This window comes from Streptomyces sp. DSM 116793 (genome assembly GCF_057320905.1).
Window position 1 is genome coordinate 7,170,323 of sequence record NZ_CM170494.1, and the last position, 20,809, is coordinate 7,191,131.

Annotated in this window: 14 protein-coding genes; 11 read left to right on the forward strand and 3 right to left on the reverse strand. The window is 71.7% G+C overall.

The window, feature by feature from the left end; translation table 11 throughout:
• The first annotated feature begins 202 nt into the window (after positions 1-202).
• The 4 genes from ACSMXW_RS28170 to ACSMXW_RS28185 are packed head-to-tail and all read left to right on the forward strand — an operon-like array spanning position 203 to position 7,421.
• Positions 203-2,470, forward strand: a complete 2,268-nt coding sequence (locus ACSMXW_RS28170; RefSeq protein ID WP_485800364.1) for an IucA/IucC family protein — start codon at positions 203-205, stop codon at positions 2,468-2,470.
• A 29-nt stretch (positions 2,471-2,499) separates the two neighbouring features.
• Positions 2,500-3,357 (forward strand): GNAT family N-acetyltransferase, encoded by an 858-nt coding sequence (locus ACSMXW_RS28175; protein ID WP_485800366.1) that lies wholly within the window; start codon positions 2,500-2,502, stop codon positions 3,355-3,357.
• 40 nt (positions 3,358-3,397) lie between these two features.
• Entirely contained in the window at positions 3,398-5,374 is a 1,977-nt protein-coding gene (locus ACSMXW_RS28180) for an IucA/IucC family protein (RefSeq protein ID WP_485800367.1), read from the forward strand.
• 40 nt (positions 5,375-5,414) lie between these two features.
• The gene (locus tag ACSMXW_RS28185; RefSeq protein WP_485800369.1) at positions 5,415-7,421 is read left to right on the forward strand and encodes an ATP-dependent DNA helicase; all 2,007 of its coding nucleotides are present in this window, start codon (positions 5,415-5,417) and stop codon (positions 7,419-7,421) included.
• 505 nt (positions 7,422-7,926) lie between these two features.
• Here the strand turns inward: ACSMXW_RS28185 and lexA are convergent.
• Positions 7,927-8,712 (reverse strand): transcriptional repressor LexA, encoded by a 786-nt coding sequence (gene lexA, locus ACSMXW_RS28190; protein ID WP_485800371.1) that lies wholly within the window; start codon positions 8,710-8,712, stop codon positions 7,927-7,929.
• A gap of 1,120 nt (positions 8,713-9,832) precedes the next feature.
• On the opposite strand from lexA, the gene nrdR reads away from it, so the two are divergent.
• On the forward strand, positions 9,833-10,405 hold the full coding sequence (gene nrdR / locus ACSMXW_RS28195) for a transcriptional regulator NrdR (RefSeq protein ID WP_485808365.1): 573 nt from the start codon (positions 9,833-9,835) through the stop codon (positions 10,403-10,405).
• A gap of 164 nt (positions 10,406-10,569) precedes the next feature.
• Positions 10,570-13,488 carry a vitamin B12-dependent ribonucleotide reductase gene (locus ACSMXW_RS28200; protein ID WP_485800372.1) on the forward strand — a complete coding sequence of 973 codons (2,919 nt, stop codon included), beginning with the start codon at positions 10,570-10,572 and terminating at the stop codon, positions 13,486-13,488.
• 284 nt (positions 13,489-13,772) lie between these two features.
• Here ACSMXW_RS28200 and ACSMXW_RS28205 read toward each other — a convergent pair whose 3' ends face one another.
• A complete protein-coding gene (locus ACSMXW_RS28205; RefSeq protein WP_485800373.1) occupies positions 13,773-14,303 on the reverse strand; it encodes a TerD family protein in 531 nt (176 codons plus the stop codon).
• A 271-nt stretch (positions 14,304-14,574) separates the two neighbouring features.
• On the opposite strand from ACSMXW_RS28205, the gene ACSMXW_RS28210 reads away from it, so the two are divergent.
• The 3 genes from ACSMXW_RS28210 to ACSMXW_RS28220 all read left to right on the forward strand — a co-directional run bounded on the left by ACSMXW_RS28210 (position 14,575) and on the right by ACSMXW_RS28220 (position 17,147).
• Complete coding sequence (locus ACSMXW_RS28210; protein WP_485800374.1) at positions 14,575-15,180, forward strand: YdbC family protein; 606 nt, start codon at positions 14,575-14,577, stop codon at positions 15,178-15,180.
• A gap of 92 nt (positions 15,181-15,272) precedes the next feature.
• Entirely contained in the window at positions 15,273-15,935 is a 663-nt protein-coding gene (locus ACSMXW_RS28215; protein WP_485800375.1) for a histidine phosphatase family protein, read from the forward strand.
• A gap of 336 nt (positions 15,936-16,271) precedes the next feature.
• Positions 16,272-17,147, forward strand: coding sequence for an ADP-ribosylglycohydrolase family protein (locus ACSMXW_RS28220; RefSeq protein ID WP_485808366.1), 876 nt, complete (start codon positions 16,272-16,274; stop codon positions 17,145-17,147).
• Between the two features lie 153 nt (positions 17,148-17,300).
• Here the strand turns inward: ACSMXW_RS28220 and ACSMXW_RS28225 are convergent, their stop codons facing one another.
• Entirely contained in the window at positions 17,301-18,857 is a 1,557-nt protein-coding gene (locus ACSMXW_RS28225) for an MFS transporter (protein ID WP_485800376.1), read from the reverse strand.
• A gap of 148 nt (positions 18,858-19,005) precedes the next feature.
• On the opposite strand from ACSMXW_RS28225, the gene ACSMXW_RS28230 reads away from it, so the two are divergent.
• Both ACSMXW_RS28230 and ACSMXW_RS28235 read left to right on the forward strand, forming a co-directional pair.
• Entirely contained in the window at positions 19,006-19,629 is a 624-nt protein-coding gene (locus ACSMXW_RS28230; RefSeq protein ID WP_485800377.1) for a TetR/AcrR family transcriptional regulator, read from the forward strand.
• 470 nt (positions 19,630-20,099) lie between these two features.
• Positions 20,100-20,801 (forward strand): ribonuclease HII, encoded by a 702-nt coding sequence (locus ACSMXW_RS28235; protein ID WP_485800378.1) that lies wholly within the window; start codon positions 20,100-20,102, stop codon positions 20,799-20,801.
• Positions 20,802-20,809 lie beyond the last annotated feature (8 nt).

The window sequence follows — 20,809 nt, forward strand, 5'->3', positions numbered from 1 at the left end:
CCGTGCCGCCGTCCGGCACCCCGGTGGCCGCCCGGCCCCGGGGGGACGGCCACCGGGGCACGACGCCCCGCCCTTCGCACCCCTGACCTTCTCACCCGTTGCCCGAACCGACCGGACGAGGGCCCGACCAGCAGGAAGGCCCGGCGGCGCCGGGCCCGCCGGCCGGCACCCGGGCACGCGAACGACCCCCGAGGAAGCACCCTTGAACGCCACCCCCGCACCCGACGCCCGTCCCGGCCCCCCTGCCCCCCTCGGCGGCGCCACCCCACCGGTGCCGGTGCCGGCGGGCGCCTGCGCGGTGCCGCGCCAGACGGCCGTCACCCCGGAGGCCGAGCGTCCGCTCGGCGGCACCACCGACCTGCTGGAGCACCCCGACCCGGACACCGCAGCCCAGGCGGCCGCCGTAGAGAACCTGCTCCGCTGCTGGACCAGGGAGAACGACCTCCGCGCCCCCGGGCACCCCACCCTGCGCATCCCCCTCGGACCCGACGGCACCGCCCTTCTCGTCCCCGTGCACTACTGGTCGCCCACCGGCTGGCACCGCTTCGGCCGCCCGGTGCTGGAGGGCACCCCCGACGGCGCCCCGCCGCCCGACGCGGTCGCCCTCGCCACCCTCCTCGTCCGCGCCGCCGCGGGGAGGTCGGCACGGGCGGCCCAGCGGGCGGCGTGGGCAGCGGACCCCGGCACCGGCCACGGGACGCGTCCGGGACCGGCTGCGGTCCAGCCCGGAACGGCTCCGGGACGGACCGGCGCCCACCCCGCCACCGGTGGTGGCCCCCACACCGGCAGCCCCGGCACCGTAGGCCCCGGCACCGTCGTTCCCGGCACCGTAGGCCCGGACGACAGGGATCCCCGCACCGGCGGAGACCTGGTCGCCCGGGTCGCCGACTCGGTGCGCCGCACCGCCCTCTTCCTCGCGGAACGCCGACGCCGCGCCGACGACGAACCCGATCTCTTCCTCACCGCCGAGCAGTCCCTCGTCCTCGGCCACCCCCTGCACCCCACGCCGAAGAGCCGCGAGGGCCTCACCGACGAGGAGGCACACCGCTACTCACCCGAACTCCGCGGCTCCTTCCCGCTGCACTGGCTGGCCGTCGACCGCTCCCTGCTCGCCCAGGACTCCGCGTGGACCGAACGCGGACGGGCCATCCCAGCGGAGCGGCTCACCCACCGGCTGGCGGGCGACGGGCTGCCGCTGCCCACCGGCTGCGCCGCGCTGCCCCTGCACCCCTGGCAGTTCCGCGACGTGCTCGACCGGCCGCCCGTCGCCGCGCTGGTCGACGCGGGCCTGCTGGTGCCCCTCGGCCCGCACGGCGATGCCTGGTACCCCACCTCCTCCGTCCGCACCGTCTACCGGCCCGGCGCCCCCGCGATGCTCAAGCTCTCCCTGGGCCTGCCCATCACCAACTCCCGCCGGGAGAACCTCCGCAAGGAGCTGCACCGGGGAGTCGAGGTCCACCGGCTGCTGCGCAGCGGCCTCGACGCACAGTGGCAGGCGGTCCACCCCGGCTTCGGGATCGTCCGCGACCCGGCCTGGCTGGCCGTCGACGGCGCGGACGGCCGGCCGCTGCCCGGACTCGACGTGATGATCCGGCACAACCCCTTCGGGCCCGGCGACGACGCCTCCTGCGTCGCGGGACTCGTCTCTCCGCGCCCCATGCCCGCACCCACCACCGCCTGCCGCACCGCTCCCACCGAGCGCGCCCCCGTGGTGCCGAGGCAGGGCACACCCGATGCGGCCGGGGAGACCGGGGCGCATGCCGGGCCCGGGCACGGGGGCCGACGCTGTGCGCCCGGCGCGCCGGCCGAGCGCGGGCCGGCGGACACCACGGCGACGGTGATGCGGTCCCGGCTCGCCGGGATCGTCGCCCGGCTCGCCCACCACACCGGGCGCCCCCGGCACGCCGTCGCCACCGAGTGGTTCCTCCGCTACCTCGAGCAGGTGGTGCGCCCGGTGCTCTGGCTGGACAGTGAGGCCGGCGTGGCCCTGGAGGCGCACCAGCAGAACACCCTCGTCCTGCTCGACCCCGACGGCTGGCCCATCGGGGGCCGGTACCGCGACAACCAGGGTTACTACTTCCGCGCCTCGCGCCGCGCCGAACTCGACCGACGCCTGCCCGGGATCGGCGCGCGGAGCGACACCTTCGTCTCCGACGAGGTGACGGACGAGCGCTTCGCCTACTACCTCGGGATCAACAACGTGCTCGGCCTGATCGGCGCCCTCGGCTCCCAGCGGCTCGCCGACGAGGCGGTGCTGCTGGCCGCGTTCCGCCGCTTCCTGGAGCGCGCCGCGTCGGGCCCCGGACAGCTGCGCACGCCGCTGCCCGGCCTCCTGCTCGACTCCCCGGTGCTGCGCTGCAAGGCCAACCTGCTGACCCGGCTGCACGGCCTCGACGAGCTCGTCGGCCCCGTCGACACCCAGTCCGTCTACATCACCATGTCCAACCCCCTGTACTCCAGCGGAGCATGACCCTTCCCCCTGCCGAGAGGAGCGTCGCCGTGGCTGCCCACCGGTCCGCGGACACCGGCACCGAGGACGGCACCCCGCCGCCCGGCGGCACCGGCGGCGACGGCACGCCCACCGCCGACACCGAGTGCCCCGCCGACGCCGGGTGTCCCGCCGACGCCGGGTGCCCCATCGACACCGAGAGCCTCATCGACGCCGAGGACACCGTCGACCTCCCGCTGCCGGAGGAGATCGCCGCACTGCACGCCGGGGCCGGCCTCGCCGCGGCCCCGGCAGCCGCCGGGCGGCCGGCGGGCGGCGGCGACCTCCTGGACCACCTGGCCGGCTGGGCGCCCGCGGCCACCCCCGCGGGCGTCTTCCGGCTCCTGCCCGTGCGCCTCGACCGCGACCTGCCGCTGATCACGCACTGGATGAACGACCCGGCCGTCGCCGCGTTCTGGGAACTCGCCGGACCCGCGTCCGTCACCGAGCGCCATCTGCGGCCCCAACTGGAGGGCGACGGCCGCAGCGTCCCCTGCCTGGGCGTGCTCGACGGCACCCCCATGAGCTACTGGGAGATCTACCGGGCGGACCTCGACCCCCTGGCCCGCCACTACCCGGCCCGGCCCGGCGACACCGGAATTCACCTCCTCATCGGTGGTGTCGCCGACCGGGCCCGGGGGCTGGGCACCCACTTGCTCAAGGCCGTGGCCGACCTCGTGCTCGATCACCGTCCCGCCTGCGCGCGCGTCGTCGCCGAGCCGGACCTGCGCAACACCCCCTCCGTCTCCGCCTTCCTGAGCGCCGGGTTCCGCTTCTCCGCGGAGCTCGACCTGCCCGGCAAACGGGCCGCGCTCATGGTCCACGACCGGGCACTGCGCCATGTGCTCAGGCCTGATCACTCTAAGTAACGTCGCCCATCTCGATCCGGTTCCCCCGCGAGGAGTGCCCGTGCCGAATCCGTCCGCCGTCCCGCATCCAGGCCACGCACCGGAGTTGAACGACCCGCCCGGCCCGGGGGAAGAGGAGTGGAGCCGGGTCGGCGGGCGCCTGCTCGCCAAGATGCTCGCCGAGTTCGCCTACGAGGAGATCCTCCGGCCCACCCCGCAGGAACCGGAGGACACACCCGCCGACGCGGAGCCCCGGGCCGGCAGGGCGCCGGACCGGAGCGTCCCTCCCGAGGCGACCACACCGCCCGCCCCCGCCGCCGGTCCCGCCCCGGGTCCCACGGCCGGTGCACGGCCCGAGCCGACGACTCCGTCCGGCGCGGGCCGTTCCTTTTGCGTAGATCTCGATGATGGCGCCCGAATCGCGTTCCGAGCCCGCCGCGGCGCCTACGGCAGCTGGCGGGTGGACGCGGGGAGCATCGCGCTGGCCGAACCTGACGGGACCACGAGGCCGTTCGCCGACCCGCTCGCGTTCCTCGTGAGGGCCCGGCAGACCCTCGGCGTGGACGGCATCACCCTCGGTCACGTCATCCGCGAGCTCAGCCACACCCTGTCCGCCGACGCCCGGCTCGACCGGACCGCGGTCTCCGCCGCCGAGCTGGCCGACCTCGGCTACGCGGAGCTGGAGGGCCACCAGACCGGCCACCCCTGGCTGGTCCTCAACAAGGGCCGTCTCGGCTTCTCGGCGAACGACGCCGCGCACTGGGCACCGGAGAGCCGCAGGCCCGCCGTCCTGCCCTGGATCGCGGTGCACGGCTCGCTGGCCACGTACCGGGGCGTCTTCGGCCTGGACACCGCCGACCGGCTCTACGCCCAGGAGCTGGACCCGGGCACCCGGGAGCAGTTCGCCGCCGTCCTCCGCGCGCGCGGGCTGCCACCGGGGGACTACCTGTACCTGCCTGTCCACCCCTGGCAGTGGGACGAGGTCGTGCTGCCGCTGTTCGGCTCGTCCGTGGCCACCGGCAAGATCGTTCCTCTGCCCACGGACGGCGACCTGCGGCTTCCCCAGCAGTCCATCCGGACCTTCTGCAACGTGTCCCGCCCGGCCCGGCACACCGTGAAGCTGCCGCTGTCCATCCTGAACACCCTGGTGTGGCGGGGCCTGCCGACGGAGCGCACCCTTGCCGCCCCGGCCGTCACCGCCTGGATGCACGGTCTGCGCGACGCCGACCCGTTCCTCAAGGACGAGTGCGGCGTGATCCTCCTGGGAGAGGTCGCCTCCGTCACCGTCGAGCACCCCGTGTACGACGCGCTGCCCGAGGTGCCCTACCAGTACAAGGAACTGCTCGGCGCGATCTGGCGGGAGCCCCTGCTGCCGCAGCTGGCCCCGGGGGAGCGGGCCCGCACGCTGGCGGCGCTGCTGCACACCGACCCGGACGGCCGCGCCGTGACCGCGGAGCTGGTCGCCCGCTCGGGGCTGCCGCCGCGGGTCTGGCTGCGGCGCCTCTTCGCCGCGTTGCTGCCCCCGCTGCTGCGCTACCTGTACCACTACGGCGTCGTCTTCTCGCCGCACGGGGAGAACGCCATCGTCGTCTTCGACGAGCGGGACGTGCCGGTGCGGCTCGCGGTGAAGGACTTCGTGGACGACGTCAACGTCAGCGCCCAGCCGCTGCCCGAGCACGAGCTCATGCCCGAGGACGTGCGCGCGGTGCTGCTCACCGAGCCGCCGGCGTTCCTCACACAGTTCATCCATTCGGGTCTTTTTGTAGGCGTCTTCCGCTACCTGGCTCCACTCTGCGAGGAGCAACTCGGCGTGCCCGAGAACGAGTTCTGGTCGCTGGTGCGGGCGGAGATCGTCCGGCACCAGGAGCGCTTTCCTCGATTGAAGGACCGTTACGCCTTGTTCGACCTGCTCACTCCGTGTATCGAGCGGCTCTGTCTGAACCGGAACAGGCTGCATTTGGACGGCTACCGGGACCGGGCGCAGCGCCCGCACGCCGCCGTGCACGGAAGCGTCGCCAATCCGCTGCACCGGCCTTGACGGCGGGGTTGTCAGTGGCGCCGCGTAGGGTGGTCGGCCTATGACGAAGCCCTCACTCTCCAAGCTCCTGCACGCCGCCGTCACGGCCGTCGGCGGCACGGAGCGCCCTGGCCAGGTGGCCATGGCAGAAGCCGTCGCCGAAGCCTTCGCCGACGGGTCCCACCTGCTCGTCCAGGCCGGCACCGGCACCGGTAAGTCCCTCGGCTATCTGGTGCCGGCGCTCGCCCATGGCGAGAAGGTGGTGGTGGCCACGGCGACCCTGGCCCTGCAGCGGCAGCTCGTCGAGCGGGATCTGCCGCGTACGGTCGAGGCACTCCATCCGCTGCTGCGCCGCCGCCCCGAGTTCGCGATGCTCAAGGGCCGGTCGAACTACCTGTGCCTGCACCGGTTGCACGAGGGCATGCCGCAGGACGAGGAGGAGGGCCTCTTCGACCAGTTCGAGGCGGCCGCGCCCACCAGCAGGCTGGGCCAGGACCTGCTGCGGCTGCGCGACTGGTCGGACGAGACCGAGACCGGCGACCGCGACGGGCTGAGCCCCGGCGTCTCCGACCGCGCCTGGGCGCAGGTGTCGGTCTCGTCGAGGGAGTGTCTGGGCGCGTCCCGCTGCGCCTACGGTCAGGAGTGCTTCGCCGAGCTGGCGAGGGAGCGGGCGAAGCTGTCCGAGGTGATCGTCACCAACCACGCCCTGCTCGCGATCGACGCCCTGGAGGGCGCCCGGGTGCTGCCGGAGCATGAGCTGTTGGTCGTGGACGAGGCCCATGAGCTGGTGTCCCGTGTGACGGGTGTGGCCACCGGCGAGCTCACGCCCGGCCAGGTCAATCGCGCGGTGCGGCGGGCCGCGAAGCTGGTGGACGAGAAGTCCGCGGATCAGCTGCAGACGGCCGCGGAGGGCTTCGAGCGGTTGATGGAGCTGGCCCTGCCGGGCCGTCTGGAGGAGATCCCCGAGGATCTGGGTTACGCGCTGATGGCGCTGCGGGACGCCGCGCGGAACGTCATCGCCCGGCTGGGCGCCACCCGCGACGCCTCGGTCCAGGACGAGGACGCGGTCCGCAAGCAGGCCATCGCGTCGGTGGAGACGATCCACGATGTGGCCGAGCGTGTGACGAGCGGCTCGGAGTACGACGTCGTGTGGTACGAGAGGCATGACCGGTTCGGCGCGTCGTTGCGGGTGGCTCCGATGTCGGTGTCGGGCCTGCTGAGGGAGAAGCTGTTCGCGGACCGCTCGGTGGTCCTGACCTCGGCCACGCTCAAGCTGGGCGGTGATTTCAACGGTATCGGGGCCTCGTTGGGCCTGGCGCCGGAGGGGCTCGCCGGCACGGCGGGGTCCGAGGCGGAGGACATGCCGGTCTGGAAGGGGGTCGACGTCGGCTCGCCGTTCGACTACCGCAAGCAGGGCATCCTCTACGTGGCCCGGCATCTGTCGCGGCCGGCCCGGGACGGCGACCGGGGGGACATGCTCGATGAGCTGGCCGAGCTGATCCAGGCGGCGGGCGGCCGGACGCTGGGCCTGTTCTCGTCGATGCGGGGCGCGCAGTCGGCCGCTGAGGCGCTGCGGGCGCGGATTCCGGAGTTCCCGATCCTGTTGCAGGGGGAGGAGACGCTGGGGGAGCTGATCAAGGGCTTCGCCGGCGATGCGAAGACGTGCCTGTTCGGCACGCTCTCGCTCTGGCAGGGCGTGGATGTGCCCGGCACGGGCTGCCAGCTGGTGGTGATGGACAAGATCCCGTTCCCCCGGCCGGACGATCCGCTGATGAGCGCCCGGCAGAAGGCCGTGGAGGACGCGGGCGGCAATGGCTTCATGGCGGTGGCGGCCACGCATGCGGCGTTGCTGATGGCGCAGGGCGCGGGCCGGCTGGTGCGTGCGTCGGGGGACCGCGGGGTGGTGGCGGTGCTGGACCCGCGTCTGGAGACGGCCCGCTACGGGAGTTATCTGCGGGCTTCGCTGCCGGATTTCTGGTACACGACGGACCGCAATCAGGTGCGGCGCTCGCTGGCGGCGATCGATGCGGCGGCGAGGCAGCAGGAGGGCGAGCGGTCCGGAGGGTGAGCACCGAAGGCCGCCGGGCGAGGGTCGCCGGGCGGCCTTGGCGTGCTTGCCGGCAGCGCTTCTGACGCGTCCGCTGAGCGGTCCTGAAGTGACCGCCGGGGGCGACGGCCGGGGGTGAGGCCTGGCGTGGCGCGGGCGGCTGTGACGTGCCTGTCGGGCGGCCGTGGCGTACCCGTCAGGCGGCCGTTCACGTACCTGTCGGGCGGCCGTTCACGTACCTGTCGGGCGGCCGTTCACGTACCTGTCGGGCGGTCTCCGGCGGTACGCGTGTGGGCTGGTCCGGGAGCCCCGCGAGGTCGCTCTGGAACCCGGAGCCCCCAGGCACGGAACAGGCACGCTCGGCACAAGCCCGTTCGGCACAAGCCCGTTCGGAACAGGCCCGCTCGGAACAGGCCCGCTCGGAACAGGCCCGTTCGGAACAAGCCTGCCTGGAACGAGGCCGCTCTGAAACCTCACAGGCCCCGGAACCGGCGCAGGGGTTCCGGGGCCTGGTCGGGCGGTGGTGTCAGACGCGGCGGAGCACCGCCACCACCTTGCCGAGGATGGTCGCCTCGTCGCCGGGGATGGGCTGGTAGGCGGAGTTGTGCGGGAGCAGCCATACGTGGCCGTCTTCGCGCTTGAAGCGCTTGACGGTGGCTTCGCCGTCGAGCATGGCGGCGACGATGTCGCCGTTCTCGGCGACGGGCTGGCGGCGGACGGTGACCCAGTCGCCGTCGCAGATGGCGGCTTCGATCATCGAGTCGCCGACGACCTTCAGGACGAAGAGCTCGCCGTCGCCGACGAGTTGCCGCGGCAGGGGGAACACGTCCTCGACCGATTCCTCGGCGAGGATGGGCCCGCCGGCGGCGATGCGGCCGACGAGCGGGACGTAGGACGCGGCGGGCTTGCCGGTGGTGTCGGTGGGCTGCACGGCGGGCTGGTCGGAGCCGCGGACTTCGTAGGCGCGCGGGCGGTGCGGGTCGCGGCGCAGGAAGCCCTTGCGCTCCAGGGCCATGAGCTGGTGCGCCACGGAGGAGGTGCTGGACAGGCCGACGGCCTGCCCGATCTCCCGCATGGACGGGGGGTAGCCACGCCGCTGGACGGAGTCCCTGATCACTTCGATGACCCGGCGCTGCCGGTCGGTGAGGCCGGAGCTGTCGGCCCTGATCCCTGGAGGTCGGCCCGGCAGGGAGCGAGCGGGCCGTGGCCCTTCCTGGCTCGTGGCTGCGTCACTCATGGCGTGCACCGGGTCCAGTCGGTCCTGGGAGCGGTCCTGAGCAGTGATGACGGCACTGTCTGCGGTGGTGGTCACGTGGGCCCCTCTCGAATGTTCTCCCTGGCTGGACAACGGTAGTTGGTTTCGAAAGGTTGCGCCAAACACACGTTCGAGTGAAAAATTCTGGATTGCTGTACGCGGCTCAACGACCAGGTGTATACATCTCGGTTGGCCGTGGCCGGACAATTCCGTCGACTGCGGTACTGTTCCTCGCCGGAACGCCGGAACGCCGGAACGCCGGAACGCCGGAACGCCGGAACGCCGGAACGCCGGAACGCCGGAACACCGGAACACCGCCGGAAACCCGTGGCCCGGGCGCCGGAGGCGCCGTGCGGCCGTGCCGTGCCGGGCGTGGTGGGCCTCAGTCTGCCATCCCCGGGACGGTTCGTCCGGAACCGGGGCCCCGCCGTCGCGGCGGAAGGCGGGCGTGGGAGTCTGTCGCAGTGCCCGCGGAACCCCCGCGGCGCCTCGGGACGCGGCTCGTGGCGTCCCGGACGCCCGGTCGCTCGGCCGTACGCACCCGCCCGGGCGACGGGTGGAGGGTGACCGGAGGAGTCCGTCCGGGTGGATCCGGGCGGACCGGGGCGGACCCGGGCGGGGGAGGCCCGCCCGGCACGCGGACGGCCCGGCGTAGCGCCGTCCGGGGAACGCGCCGTGGACCGCGCGCCAGAGCCGTGGACTGTGCCCGCGTGCGCCATGGTGCGCGCCCGCGCCATACGAGCCACCGGAACACACCGGCGAACCCGTCCGTGTCACGCTGCGTATCCGAAGAAGCGCGGGCGGGAGCGCGCCGCGCACGACTCCGCGGTCGCGCCGAGTGTGCCCGCGCGGCGCCGTGGGCCGCCGGCACACCGCCGCCGGGGGATCCGGCGCGGCCCGCCCGGAGCCGACTTCCGTGCACGCACGGAAGTCGCCCGGGCACCCTGCGCGGCCGCCCGCCACGGGCCGGCGGCCGCGACACGCGGTGTGACATGCGATGGCGTGGATTTTGCGGCGCGACCCCACATCTAGTGGTTGGATTACATCAGCGGCCCACAAGTTGTGGTCCCGGAGTCTCCACTGCTCCGGATCATGGCCTATGCTTGGGGCTGCTCCGGGAGGGAGCGCCGCCCTTCCGAGGGCCTTGAAGTCGTGCTGTGAAGGAGGGATGGACGCGATGCACTGCCCCTTCTGCCGGCACCCCGACAGCCGCGTCGTCGACAGTCGAACCACGGACGACGGCACCTCCATCCGCAGGCGCCGCCAGTGCCCGGACTGCTCCCGGCGGTTCACCACCGTGGAGACGTGCTCACTCATGGTGGTCAAGCGCAGCGGAGTGACGGAGCCCTTCAGCCGTACCAAGGTCATCAACGGCGTGCGCAAGGCGTGCCAGGGCAGGCCGGTCACCGAGGACGCGCTCGCCCAGCTCGGGCAGCACGTCGAGGAGGCCGTCCGCGCCACCGGCAGCGCCGAGCTGACCACGCACGATGTCGGCCTCGCCATCCTGGGTCCGCTCCAGGAGCTGGACCTCGTCGCGTACCTGCGCTTCGCGTCCGTGTACCGGGCGTTCGACTCGCTCGACGACTTCGAGGACGCCATCACCGAGCTGCGCGGGGAGCGGGCCGGGGAGCCCGCCCCGGCCGACGGCGCCGGAGCGCCCGCCGGGGACGCCGGCGCGGTGCGCGAGGCGCCCGAGCGCGGGCCGGGAGGGACCCCCGAGGTCCCACGGCCCACCGTCACCGCCGACTGACGGGCCGGCCGGACGGACAGGGGTGGTCCGTCCGGGAGCGGACGAGCGGTGGTCACACCAAGACCTGCTGGGGGCGGCAAGAGCGGCGTCCCCGGTACAAGACAGAACACGTGCCCGGGAAGAACGGGGCACTTCGGGGCGTTTTTGCCCGATAGGGAGGCGGCATGACAGAGACGACGAGCGGGCCGGCACGAGGCTCACGCACCAAGGGGGCCAAGGCCGGCAAGGGGCTGCGTATCGAGCGCATCCACACCACTCCCGGTGTGCATCCGTACGACGAGGTTGCCTGGGAGCGTCGTGACGTCGTCATGACCAACTGGCGCGACGGCTCGATCAACTTCGAGCAGCGTGGCGTCGAGTTCCCCGACTTCTGGTCGGTGAACGCGGTCAACATCGTCACCAGCAAGTACTTCCGCGGTGCCCTCGGCACACCGCAGCGCGAGACCAGCCTCAGGCAGCTGATCGACCGCATCGTGAAGACCTACCGGCGGGCCGGGGAGGACAACAAGTACTTCGCCTCGCCGGCCGACGCCGAGATCTTCGAGCACGAGCTGGCCCACGCCCTCCTGCACCAGATCTTCAGCTTCAACTCGCCGGTGTGGTTCAACGTCGGCACGGCGCAGCCCCAGCAGGTCTCCGCCTGCTTCATCCTGTCCGTCGACGACTCCATGGAGTCGATCCTCGACTGGTACAAGGAAGAGGGCATGATCTTCAAGGGCGGCTCCGGTGCCGGCCTCAACCTCTCCCGGATCCGCTCCTCCAAGGAGCTGCTCTCCTCCGGCGGGAACGCCTCCGGGCCCGTCTCCTTCATGCGCGGCGCCGACGCCTCCGCCGGCACCATCAAGTCGGGCGGCGCCACCCGCCGGGCCGCGAAGATGGTCATCCTGGACGTCGACCACCCCGACATCGAGGACTTCATCCAGACCAAGGTCAAGGAGGAGGAGAAGATCCGCGCGCTGCGCGACGCGGGCTTCGACATGGACCTGGGCGGCGAGGACATCACGTCCGTCCAGTACCAGAACGCGAACAACTCCGTCCGTGTGAACGACGCCTTCATGAAGGCCGTCGAGGACGACGACACCTTCGGCCTGCGCGCCCGGATGACCGGCGAGGTCATCGAGGAGGTCAAGGCCAAGGAGCTGTTCCGCAAGATGGCCGAGGCGGCCTGGGCCTGCGCCGACCCGGGCATCCAGTACGACGACACCATCAACCACTGGCACACCTGCCCCGAGTCCGGCCGGATCAACGGCTCGAACCCGTGCAGCGAGTACATGCACCTGGACAACACGTCCTGCAACCTCGCCTCGCTGAACCTGATGAAGTTCCTCAAGGACGACGGCAAGGGCCGTCAGTCCTTCGAGGCGGAGCGGTTCGCGAAGGTCGTCGAACTCGTCATCACCGCGATGGACATCTCCATCTCCTTCGCGGACTTCCCGACGCAGAAGATCGGCGAGAACACCCGCGCCTTCCGCCAGCTCGGCATCGGCTACGCCAACCTCGGCGCCCTGCTGATGGCGACGGGGCACGCCTACGACTCCGACGGCGGCCGCGCCCTCGCCGGCGCCGTGACCTCCCTGATGACCGGCACGGCGTACCGGCGCTCCGCGGAGCTCGCCGCGGTCGTCGGCCCGTACGACGGCTACGCCCGCAACGCCACGGCCCACAAGCGCGTCATGCAGCAGCACGCCGACGCCAACGCCGCCGCCGTCCGCATGGACGACCTGGACACGCCCGTCTGGGCCGCCGCCACGGAGGCCTGGCAGGACGTGCTCCGGCTCGGCGAGAAGCACGGCTACCGCAACTCCCAGGCGTCCGTCATCGCCCCGACCGGCACCATCGGCCTGGCGATGTCCTGCGACACCACGGGCCTGGAGCCCGACCTCGCGCTGGTCAAGTTCAAGAAGCTGGTCGGCGGCGGCTCGATGCAGATCGTCAACGGCACGGTCCCGCAGGCCCTGCGCCGCCTCGGCTACCAGGAGGAGCAGATCGAGGCGATCGTCGCCCACATCGCCGAGCACGGCAACGTGGTCAACGCGCCCGGCCTGAAGACCCAGCACTACGAGGTCTTCGACTGCGCCATGGGCGAGCGCGCGATCTCCCCGATGGGCCACGTCCGGATGATGGCGGCCATCCAGCCGTGGATCTCCGGCGCGCTCTCCAAGACGGTCAACATGCCCGAGTCCGCCACCGTCGAAGAGGTCGAGGAGATCTACTTCGAGGCCTGGAAGATGGGCGTCAAGGCGCTCGCGATCTACCGCGACAACTGCAAGGTCGGCCAGCCGCTCTCCGCCAAGAAGAAGGAGGAGCAGAAGAAGGAGGAGGAGCACGCCGAGATCGCGGAGAAGGCCGAGGACACCATCCGCGGCGCGGTCGAGAAGGTCGTCGAGTACCGCCCGGTCCGCAACCGCCTCCCCAAGGGCCGGCCCGGCATCACCACCTCCTTCACGGTGGGCGGCGCCGAGGGCTACATGACCGCGAACTCCTACCCGGACGACGGTCTCGGCGAGGTCTTCCTGAAGATGTCCAAGCAGGGCTCCACCCTCGCGGGCATGATGGACGCCTTCTCCATCGCGGTCTCCGTCGGCCTGCAGTACGGGGTGCCCCTGGAGACGTACGTCTCGAAGTTCACCAACATGCGCTTCGAGCCGGCCGGCATGACGGACGACCCGGACGTGCGGATCGCCCAGTCGATCGTCGACTACATCTTCCGCCGTCTGGCCCTGGACTTCCTGCCCTTCGAGACCCGCTCCGCGCTCGGCATCCACTCCGCCGAGGAGCGCCAGCGGCACCTGGAGACCGGTTCGTACGAGCGCTTCACGGACGACGCCGACATGGACGTCGAGTCCCTGGCGCAGTCGGCGCCGCGCCAGCAGGAGTCCCTCAAGGCGGTCGGCACGCAGCCGGAGGAGCCCCAGGCGGCGAAGCCGGCACCGCGGCAGGCCCACACCAGCGCCGAGCTGGTGGAGATGCAACTCGGTATCCAGGCGGACGCCCCGCTGTGCTTCTCCTGCGGCACCAAGATGCAGCGGGCCGGCTCCTGCTACATCTGCGAGGGCTGCGGCTCGACGAGCGGCTGCAGCTGAGGCCGGTCTGGCAGGGGCGTGAGTGCCCCGTTCAAGACGGGGGCGTTACCCGTGTGAACGGGCGAGTCCCGCGTGAGCGGGTGAGCCCCGCGTGAAGGAGTAGCCCCGTGTGAAGGGGGCACCGGCCGTCGGTCGGTGCCCCCTTGCGCGTACCGCGCCGCTTTCCGCTGCCGCGCCGCGGCCCGATGATGGCTCTCCGACGACGGCAGGGCCCGTCAACGTCCCGAAGACGACGCGTTCATCACCGGCCAGATGGCGGCGCCGGCCAGGTTCGGCGCGGCCCGTCAGATGATGGCGCGGCCCATCATGTGCGCGAACGACTCGGGATCCGTGTCGAAGCCCCGTATCCCCTCGTGGAACTGCCAGACGCCCGAGTCGTCCCGGGTGAACTCGGCCACGATGGCGGCCGTGGCCCCGGAGACCACCGCTAGGTCGTCCACGACAAGGTCGGTGATGCCCGAACGGATCCGGAGCCCCGTGCCGGGGATGTCGCCGAAGGTCTTCCTGGCGTCGCCCTGCTGGATCGCCGCGCCCACCAGCACGCGCGCGTAGGAGGGCGCGAGACGGTCCAGTTCCAGGGCCATGACCTCGTCGAAACCGAAGCCCTGGCCGGTGCGGCTGTCCCTGTTCAGGGTGATGGTGCCGTCGGGGGAGCGCTTGTCGAAGTACACCAGGTACACGGGTTCGCCACGCGGATCGTCGGCGGCATAGGTGGCGGCGACCAGATCGAGGTCATGGGGAGGTGCGCCCAGCGGACTGGGATCCCATTTGATCGCCACCTCGACTTTCGTCAGCCCCTTGTTGAGTCCGCTCACCGGCATCCCCCTCTTTCGCTCTCCCCTGTCGCGCCGCTCGTGCTGCCGATCCGTGCGTCGCGTACGCCTCTTGACCATGGTGCCATGCGCGCCGGAGCCACCGGCGTGCGAAAACGTCGGCCCCGGAGCGCCCGGCGGCCGGCGGCCGGGCCTCTGAGGGCTATGCCCCGACGGCCGGACGCCAACCCGGGGCCGTCGTCATCCGGTAAGAAGGGAAATGCACTCCGCCGGGAGTGACCGATGCCACGTTCCTGGGCCTTACCATGGCGCGGTGCTGGTCAAGTGGATTCGCTGCACCGTCGTGGACCGCCGGGGTTTCGAGCGGGGGCAGCGGAAATGGGCGGGGCTTCTGGGGGAGCCGGGATTTCGTGGACAGGGCGGCGGATGGAGCCGGGGAAGGCCGGGCGTGGCACACGTCTTCTCCTTCTGGGAGAGCCGCGCCTTCTACGACTCCTTCATGGCACGCTCCCACGACCGGCTCGCCGCGGCCCAGTCCGGCACCTTCCGGGACATCCAGACCAAGCTCTTCGACTACCGCTTCGACGTGAAGACCGGATTCGAGCCCCGTTTCGCCGACACGGACCTGGTGCGCGTCGCGCACTGCCGGGTCCACCCGCACCGCGCCGAGCACTTCGCGCTGATGCAGGAGAAAGTCTGGAATCCGGCCATGGCGGGGTCTCCAGGGATGGTGCGGGGCCTGTTCGGAGAGGCGCCGGGCCATGAGTTCCTGGTGCTCTCCATGTGGCAGTCGGCCGCCGAGCACGGAAAGTACCGCACCGAGCGCGTGGAGAGGCTCTCCCTGCGGGCCCAGACGGAAGCCGACATCGCGGCCCTGACCGGCGACATCGTCGAACTCGAACCCTCCTGGACGGTATGAGGCGGCCACCTCTGGAGGGTACGACGCGGCCCGTCCACGGCAGAGCCACGACGGCATGAACCGGCCACGCCGTCCGAACTAGAGTTTTCCTCATGGCCCGACCACATCGCATCGTTCTCGTCCGGCACGGGGAGTCGCAGGGAAACGCCGACGACACCGTCTACGAACGCACGCCCGACCACGCCCTCGCCCTCACCGAGAAGGGGCGGGGCCAGGCGGAGGCGCTGGGCAGGGAGCTGCGCGACCTGTTCGGCCAGGAGCGGGTCAGCGTCTATGTGTCGCCGTACCGCCGCACCCACGAGACCCTGCGCATCCTCGGCCTCGACAAGGACCGGGTACGGATCCGCGAGGAGCCCAGGCTGCGCGAGCAGGACTGGGGAAACTGGCAGGACCGCGAGGACGTACGGCTCCAGAAGGAGTACCGCGACGCCTATGGGCACTTCTTCTACCGCTTCGCCCAGGGTGAGTCCGGAGCCGATGTGTACGACCGCGTGGGCGCCTTTCTGGAGAGCCTGCACCGCAGCTTCGAGGACCCGGCTCATCCTCCTAATGTGCTCCTTGTCACCCATGGCCTCACCATGCGGCTGTTCTGCATGCGCTGGTTCCACTGGACCGTGGCCGAATTCGAGGCGCTCGCGAATCCGGGGAACGGCGAGAAGCGGATTCTTCAGCTGGACGAGGACGGCAAGTACGTGCTCGACCGTCCGTTCGAGTACTGGCGCAAGCCCGAGCCCTATGGAGTGGTCACCGGTTAGAGTGGCCGGGCGATGACCTCTGATGCGCCCTCGTCCTCCGGTTCTCCCTCTTCCGAGCCGTCCGCACCCTCTTCCGAGCCGTCCGCGTCGTCTTCCGAGCCGTTCGCCATTGCCGCCGCGCCGCCGCCCGCCCCGGACGGGTCTCCGTCTGCGCCGGATCGTTCTCCTTCTGAGGCTGTTTCCGCGCCCGCTGCGGACCGTTCTCCTTCTGAGGCTTCCTCCGCTTCTGAGGCTTCCTCCGCCGCGAAACCTTTCACGGCGCCCGCCGGGCCGGCGGGGTGCCCCGGGACCCTTTCCGCCGGCGACTCCGGTGCGGCGGCGGACCCGGCCGGGCGCCTGCGGCGAGCGCTCGCGAGCCTGCGTGGCCTCTCCGTGGGCGACGCACTGGGATCGCAGTTCTTCGTACCCGCCAACCTCCCGCTGCTGCGCCGCAGGGAGGTACCCGACGGCCACTGGCAGTGGACCGACGACACACAGATGGCGTGCTCCGTGCTGGCCGTGCTCGCCGCCCACCACCACATCGATCAGGACGCCCTCGCCGCCTCGTTCGCCCGTCACCATGACGCCGGACGCGGCTACGGGCCGGCCGTCAACCGGCTGCTGCGCCAGGTCAGGGAGGGCGGCGACTGGCGGACGCTGGCCCGTGGGCTCTTCAACGGGCAGGGCTCCTGGGGGAACGGCGCCGCCATGCGGATCGCGCCCCTGGGGGCCTGGTACGGCCACGACGCCGAGCGGGCGGCGCACCAGGCGGGGATCTCCGCGTCCATCACCCACCGGCATCCGGAGGCGGTGGCGGGCGCCGTGGCGGTGGCCGCCGCGGCGGCCCTGGCGGCCTCGCCCGACGGGCCTCCGGCGCCCGACGCGCTGCTGGACGGCGTCCTCGCCCTGCTGCCGCCCAGCTCGGTGACGGAGGGTCTGCGCAGGGCACGGGACATGCTCGGCCATGACGACCCGGCCGCCGTCGCGGCTGTGCTCGGGTGCGGCCGGCACACCTCGGCCCAGGACACCGTCCCGTTCGCGCTGTGGTCCGCGGCCCGTGGCCTCGGCGACTTCGAGGCGGCGTTCTGGGACACGGCCCGGGTGGGCGGCGACATCGACACGACCTGTGCCATCGTCGGCGGCATCGTGGCGGCGGGCCGGGGAGGCGCTCCGCCCCGGGACTGGCTGGACCGTACGGAGGCGCTGCCCGAGTGGGTGCCGACCGGCGTCTGACGGCGCCGGCGCCGGCGGGGCCCGGGGCTTCTGATGCCGGACATCGTGCGAGGCCGGGCCGCGTCCCCTGCCATGAAACGCGACCCGGCCTCCCCGCCCCCCGTGCGCGGCGCCGTCCCCCTGGCGGCCCGCTGTCCCCCGCGAGGGAGGCTGTCAGCCCCCGACCGGCCCTGCTGCCCCGGCCGTGCCCGCCAGGGCCTCCAGGTCGCTCTTGCGGACCCGGATGACCACGAGGGCGGTGCCGAGGGCCAGCACTGCCATGGCGACCGCCGGGAGGAAGGCGGTGGAGATGCCCTGGGCCAGGACCTCGTGGCTCCAGGGAGCCGGAAGCTGGTGCGTCTTCGCGAACGCCGCCTGCTGCTCGGGTGTGGCGTGCGCCATGAAGTCGGGTATCCGCTTGGTCGCCTCGTCACGGCTCGCCGTGCCGAACACCGTCGTCAGGATGGACAGCCCCAGCGACCCGCCCACCTGCTGAGTCGCGTTGAGCAGACCGGACGCGGCGCCCGCCTCGTGCTGCGCCACGCCGGAGACCGCGGTCAGGGTGAGCGTCACGAAGTTCAGGCCCATACCGAAGCCGAACACCATCATCGGGCCGAGGACACCCCCGGCGTACGAGCTGTCCGGGCTGATGAACGTCTGCCAGCAGAGCCCCGCCACCGCGATGGCCGAGCCGGTGACCATGAACGGCTTGGGGCCGAGCACCGGCAGCAGCCGCTGCGAGAGGCCCGCGCCGACCCCGATGGCGACGGTCACCGGCAGAAAGGCCAGACCGGCCTTGATCGGCGAGTAGTTCAGGACATCCTGTACGAAAAGTACAATGAAGAAGAACATTCCGAACATCGCCGCGGCCAGGCTGAGCATGAGCACATATGTGCCCGAGCGGTTCCGGTCGGCGAACATCCGCAAGGGAGTGATGGGCTCCTTGGCCCGGCTCTCGATCCCCGCGAAGGCCAGCAGCAGGACGACGGCGGCCGCGAACGAGGCGATGGTGAGCCCGTCCCGCCAGCCCTCCTCGGAGGCCCGGATGAACCCGTAGACCAGCAGGACCATGCCCAGCGTGGACGTCAGGGCGCCCGTCACGTCGAACCGCCCGGGGTGACGCTCGGACTCCGGGATGAAGCGCGGCGTCAGGACGGCGATCAGCACCCCGATGGGTACGTTGACGAACAGCACCCACCGCCAGTCCAGCCACTGGGTGAGCATGCCGCCCGCCAGCAGCCCGACGGCGCCGCCGCCCGCGGACACCGCGGCGAAGACGCCGAACGCCCGGTTCCGCTCGGGGCCCTCCGGGAAGGTGGTGGTGACCAGGGCCAGCGAGGTGGGGGACGCGATCGCCCCGCCGACGCCCTGCAGGGCACGCGCCGCCAGGAGCTGCCAGGGCTCCTGGGCGAGCCCGCCGAGCAGCGAGGCGAGAGAGAAGAGGAGGATGCCGGTCATGAAGACCCGGCGGCGCCCCAGGATGTCCCCGGCACGGCCGCCGAGCAGCAGTAGTCCGCCGAAGGTGAGCGTGTAGGCGCTGACGACCCAGGTGAGGTCCGTCGTGGAGAACTCAAGTGCCGTCTGAATGTGCGGCAGCGCGATATTCACAATCGTCGCGTCAAGTACGACCATGAGTTGGCATGCTGCGATGACGGCGAGGGCGATGCCGGGATGCGTCCTGCGGTGAGTCGCCTCGGGTCTCTGATCTTCGATCAATGGAGAGGTTGTCACAATTGGGTCCCCCACAGAGTGCTTAGTGAACGATGGCGTTCACTGACGCGCCCACGGTAGTAAGTCCCCAACAGTGAACGCAACCGTTCACTGAAGTTGCTGCCCTGCGCGCGGATTTCCGCTCACCTGTCATAACGGAGAGTCACCAATGGTTACTTCACGCTGGACGGCCGCCTCCCCTCGTCCGTCCACCGTGCGCCGCCGTGGCGCGGTCCTGGAACGCGCCATCCTCGATGCCGCCCTGGAGCAGCTCAGCACGGTGGGCTGGAACGGTCTCACCATGGAGGGCGTCGCCGCGGGCGCCCAGACGGGAAAGGCCGCCGTGTACCGGCGCTGGCCGTCCAAGGAGGACCTTGTCGCCGACGCGCTGCAGTCCGGCCTGCCGCGCCTCGACAGCGCCCCGGACCTGGGCAGCCTTCGCGAGGACCTCATCGCGCTCTGCCAGTTGGTCCGCGACGCCATGTACTCGCGTCCCGGCTATGCGCTCCGCTCCGTTCTTCACGAGTGCGACACCGCCACCGCGGAGCGCTTCCACGGCGTCATCATGGACGGCGTCGTACGGCCCACCGTCGCGCTGATCGAAGAGGTGGTGCGGCGCGGTATCGAGCGCGGCGAGGTCAGGCCCGAGGCGGCTCACTCCTTCGTCTACGACACCATTCCGGCGATGATGATGTACCGCTCGAAGGTGTGCGCGTGTGAATGGGAGACGAAGGATCTGGAAGAAATGGTTGACCGGTTGATGATTCCGCTGCTGCTTCCCCAGCGGGTCTGAGGCTGCGTCCCAGCGGGGTTCCCGGCGGGTCCGGGGTGGCCTTCCTCGGTGGGTCCGTTCCGGGCGGGTCCGGGGAGGTTTCCTCGGTGGGTCCGTTCCCAGCGGGTTTGGAGTGGCTTCCTCGGTGGGTCCGTTCCCGGTGGGTCCGGGGAGGTTTCCTCGGCGAATCCGTTCCCAGCGCGTCCGGGGCGGCTTCCTCGGCGGGTCCGGGGCGGTGCGGCGCGGCGGCGTGCTTGTGGGTGCCTTGCGCGGTGGGGCCGCGTTCCGTGCGTTTCGGTTTCGGTGGTGTGCTGTTCGGTGCGGCTCCTGGGGGCCGGTGTGGCGTCTCTTCGCCGAGCTGGGGTGCGGTGGTGCCGGCGGGGATGCGATGCGGCTCGGGGCGCGGTGCCGCCCGGTGGGGAACCGGCAGGTCCGCGTCCGGAAGACGGGGGTGTCGCTGTGGGTGCCGGGCGGCGTACGCTAGTTGCGCCATGCCCTACGAAGCACCTACTCACACGGTCGAGCGCTCCATCCGCGCCACCACGGGAGCGAAGATCGTCGCAGGTATCGACGAGGTGGGTCGCGGCGCATGGGCGGGTCCTGTCACCGTGTGCGCCGCGGTCACCGGCCTGCGCAGGCCGCCCGAGGGGTTGACCGACTCCAAACTCCTGACACCGAAGCGGCGTACGGCGCTGGCCCAGGTGCTCCAGAGCTGGGTGACGGCGCACGCCCTCGGCCACGCCTCCCCGGAGGAGATCGACGACATGGGGATGACGGCAGCCCTCCGGCTCGCGGCCTCGCGCGCCCTGGAGCAGTTGCCGGTCCAGCCCGACGCGGTGATCCTCGACGGCAAGCACGACTACCTCGGCGACCCGTGGCACGTCCGCACGGTGATCCAGGGTGACCGCTCCTGCGTCGCCGTCGCCGCCGCCTCGGTGATCGCCAAGGTGCACCGCGACAAAATGATGGCCGAACTGGGCGCCGACCATGCACACTTCGGTTTTGCGGCCAATGCCGGGTATCCGTCCCCGGTGCACCAGGCCGCGCTGAACGAATGGGGCCCCACCCCCTACCACCGCCTCACATGGGCGTATCTTGATGCGCTGCCCCGGTGGCGGCACCTCAAGAAGGCCCGTACCTGGGCGACCGGAGCCATTCCCGAGATCGAGGGTCAACTCGACTTCGACCTCTGAGTTCCCGG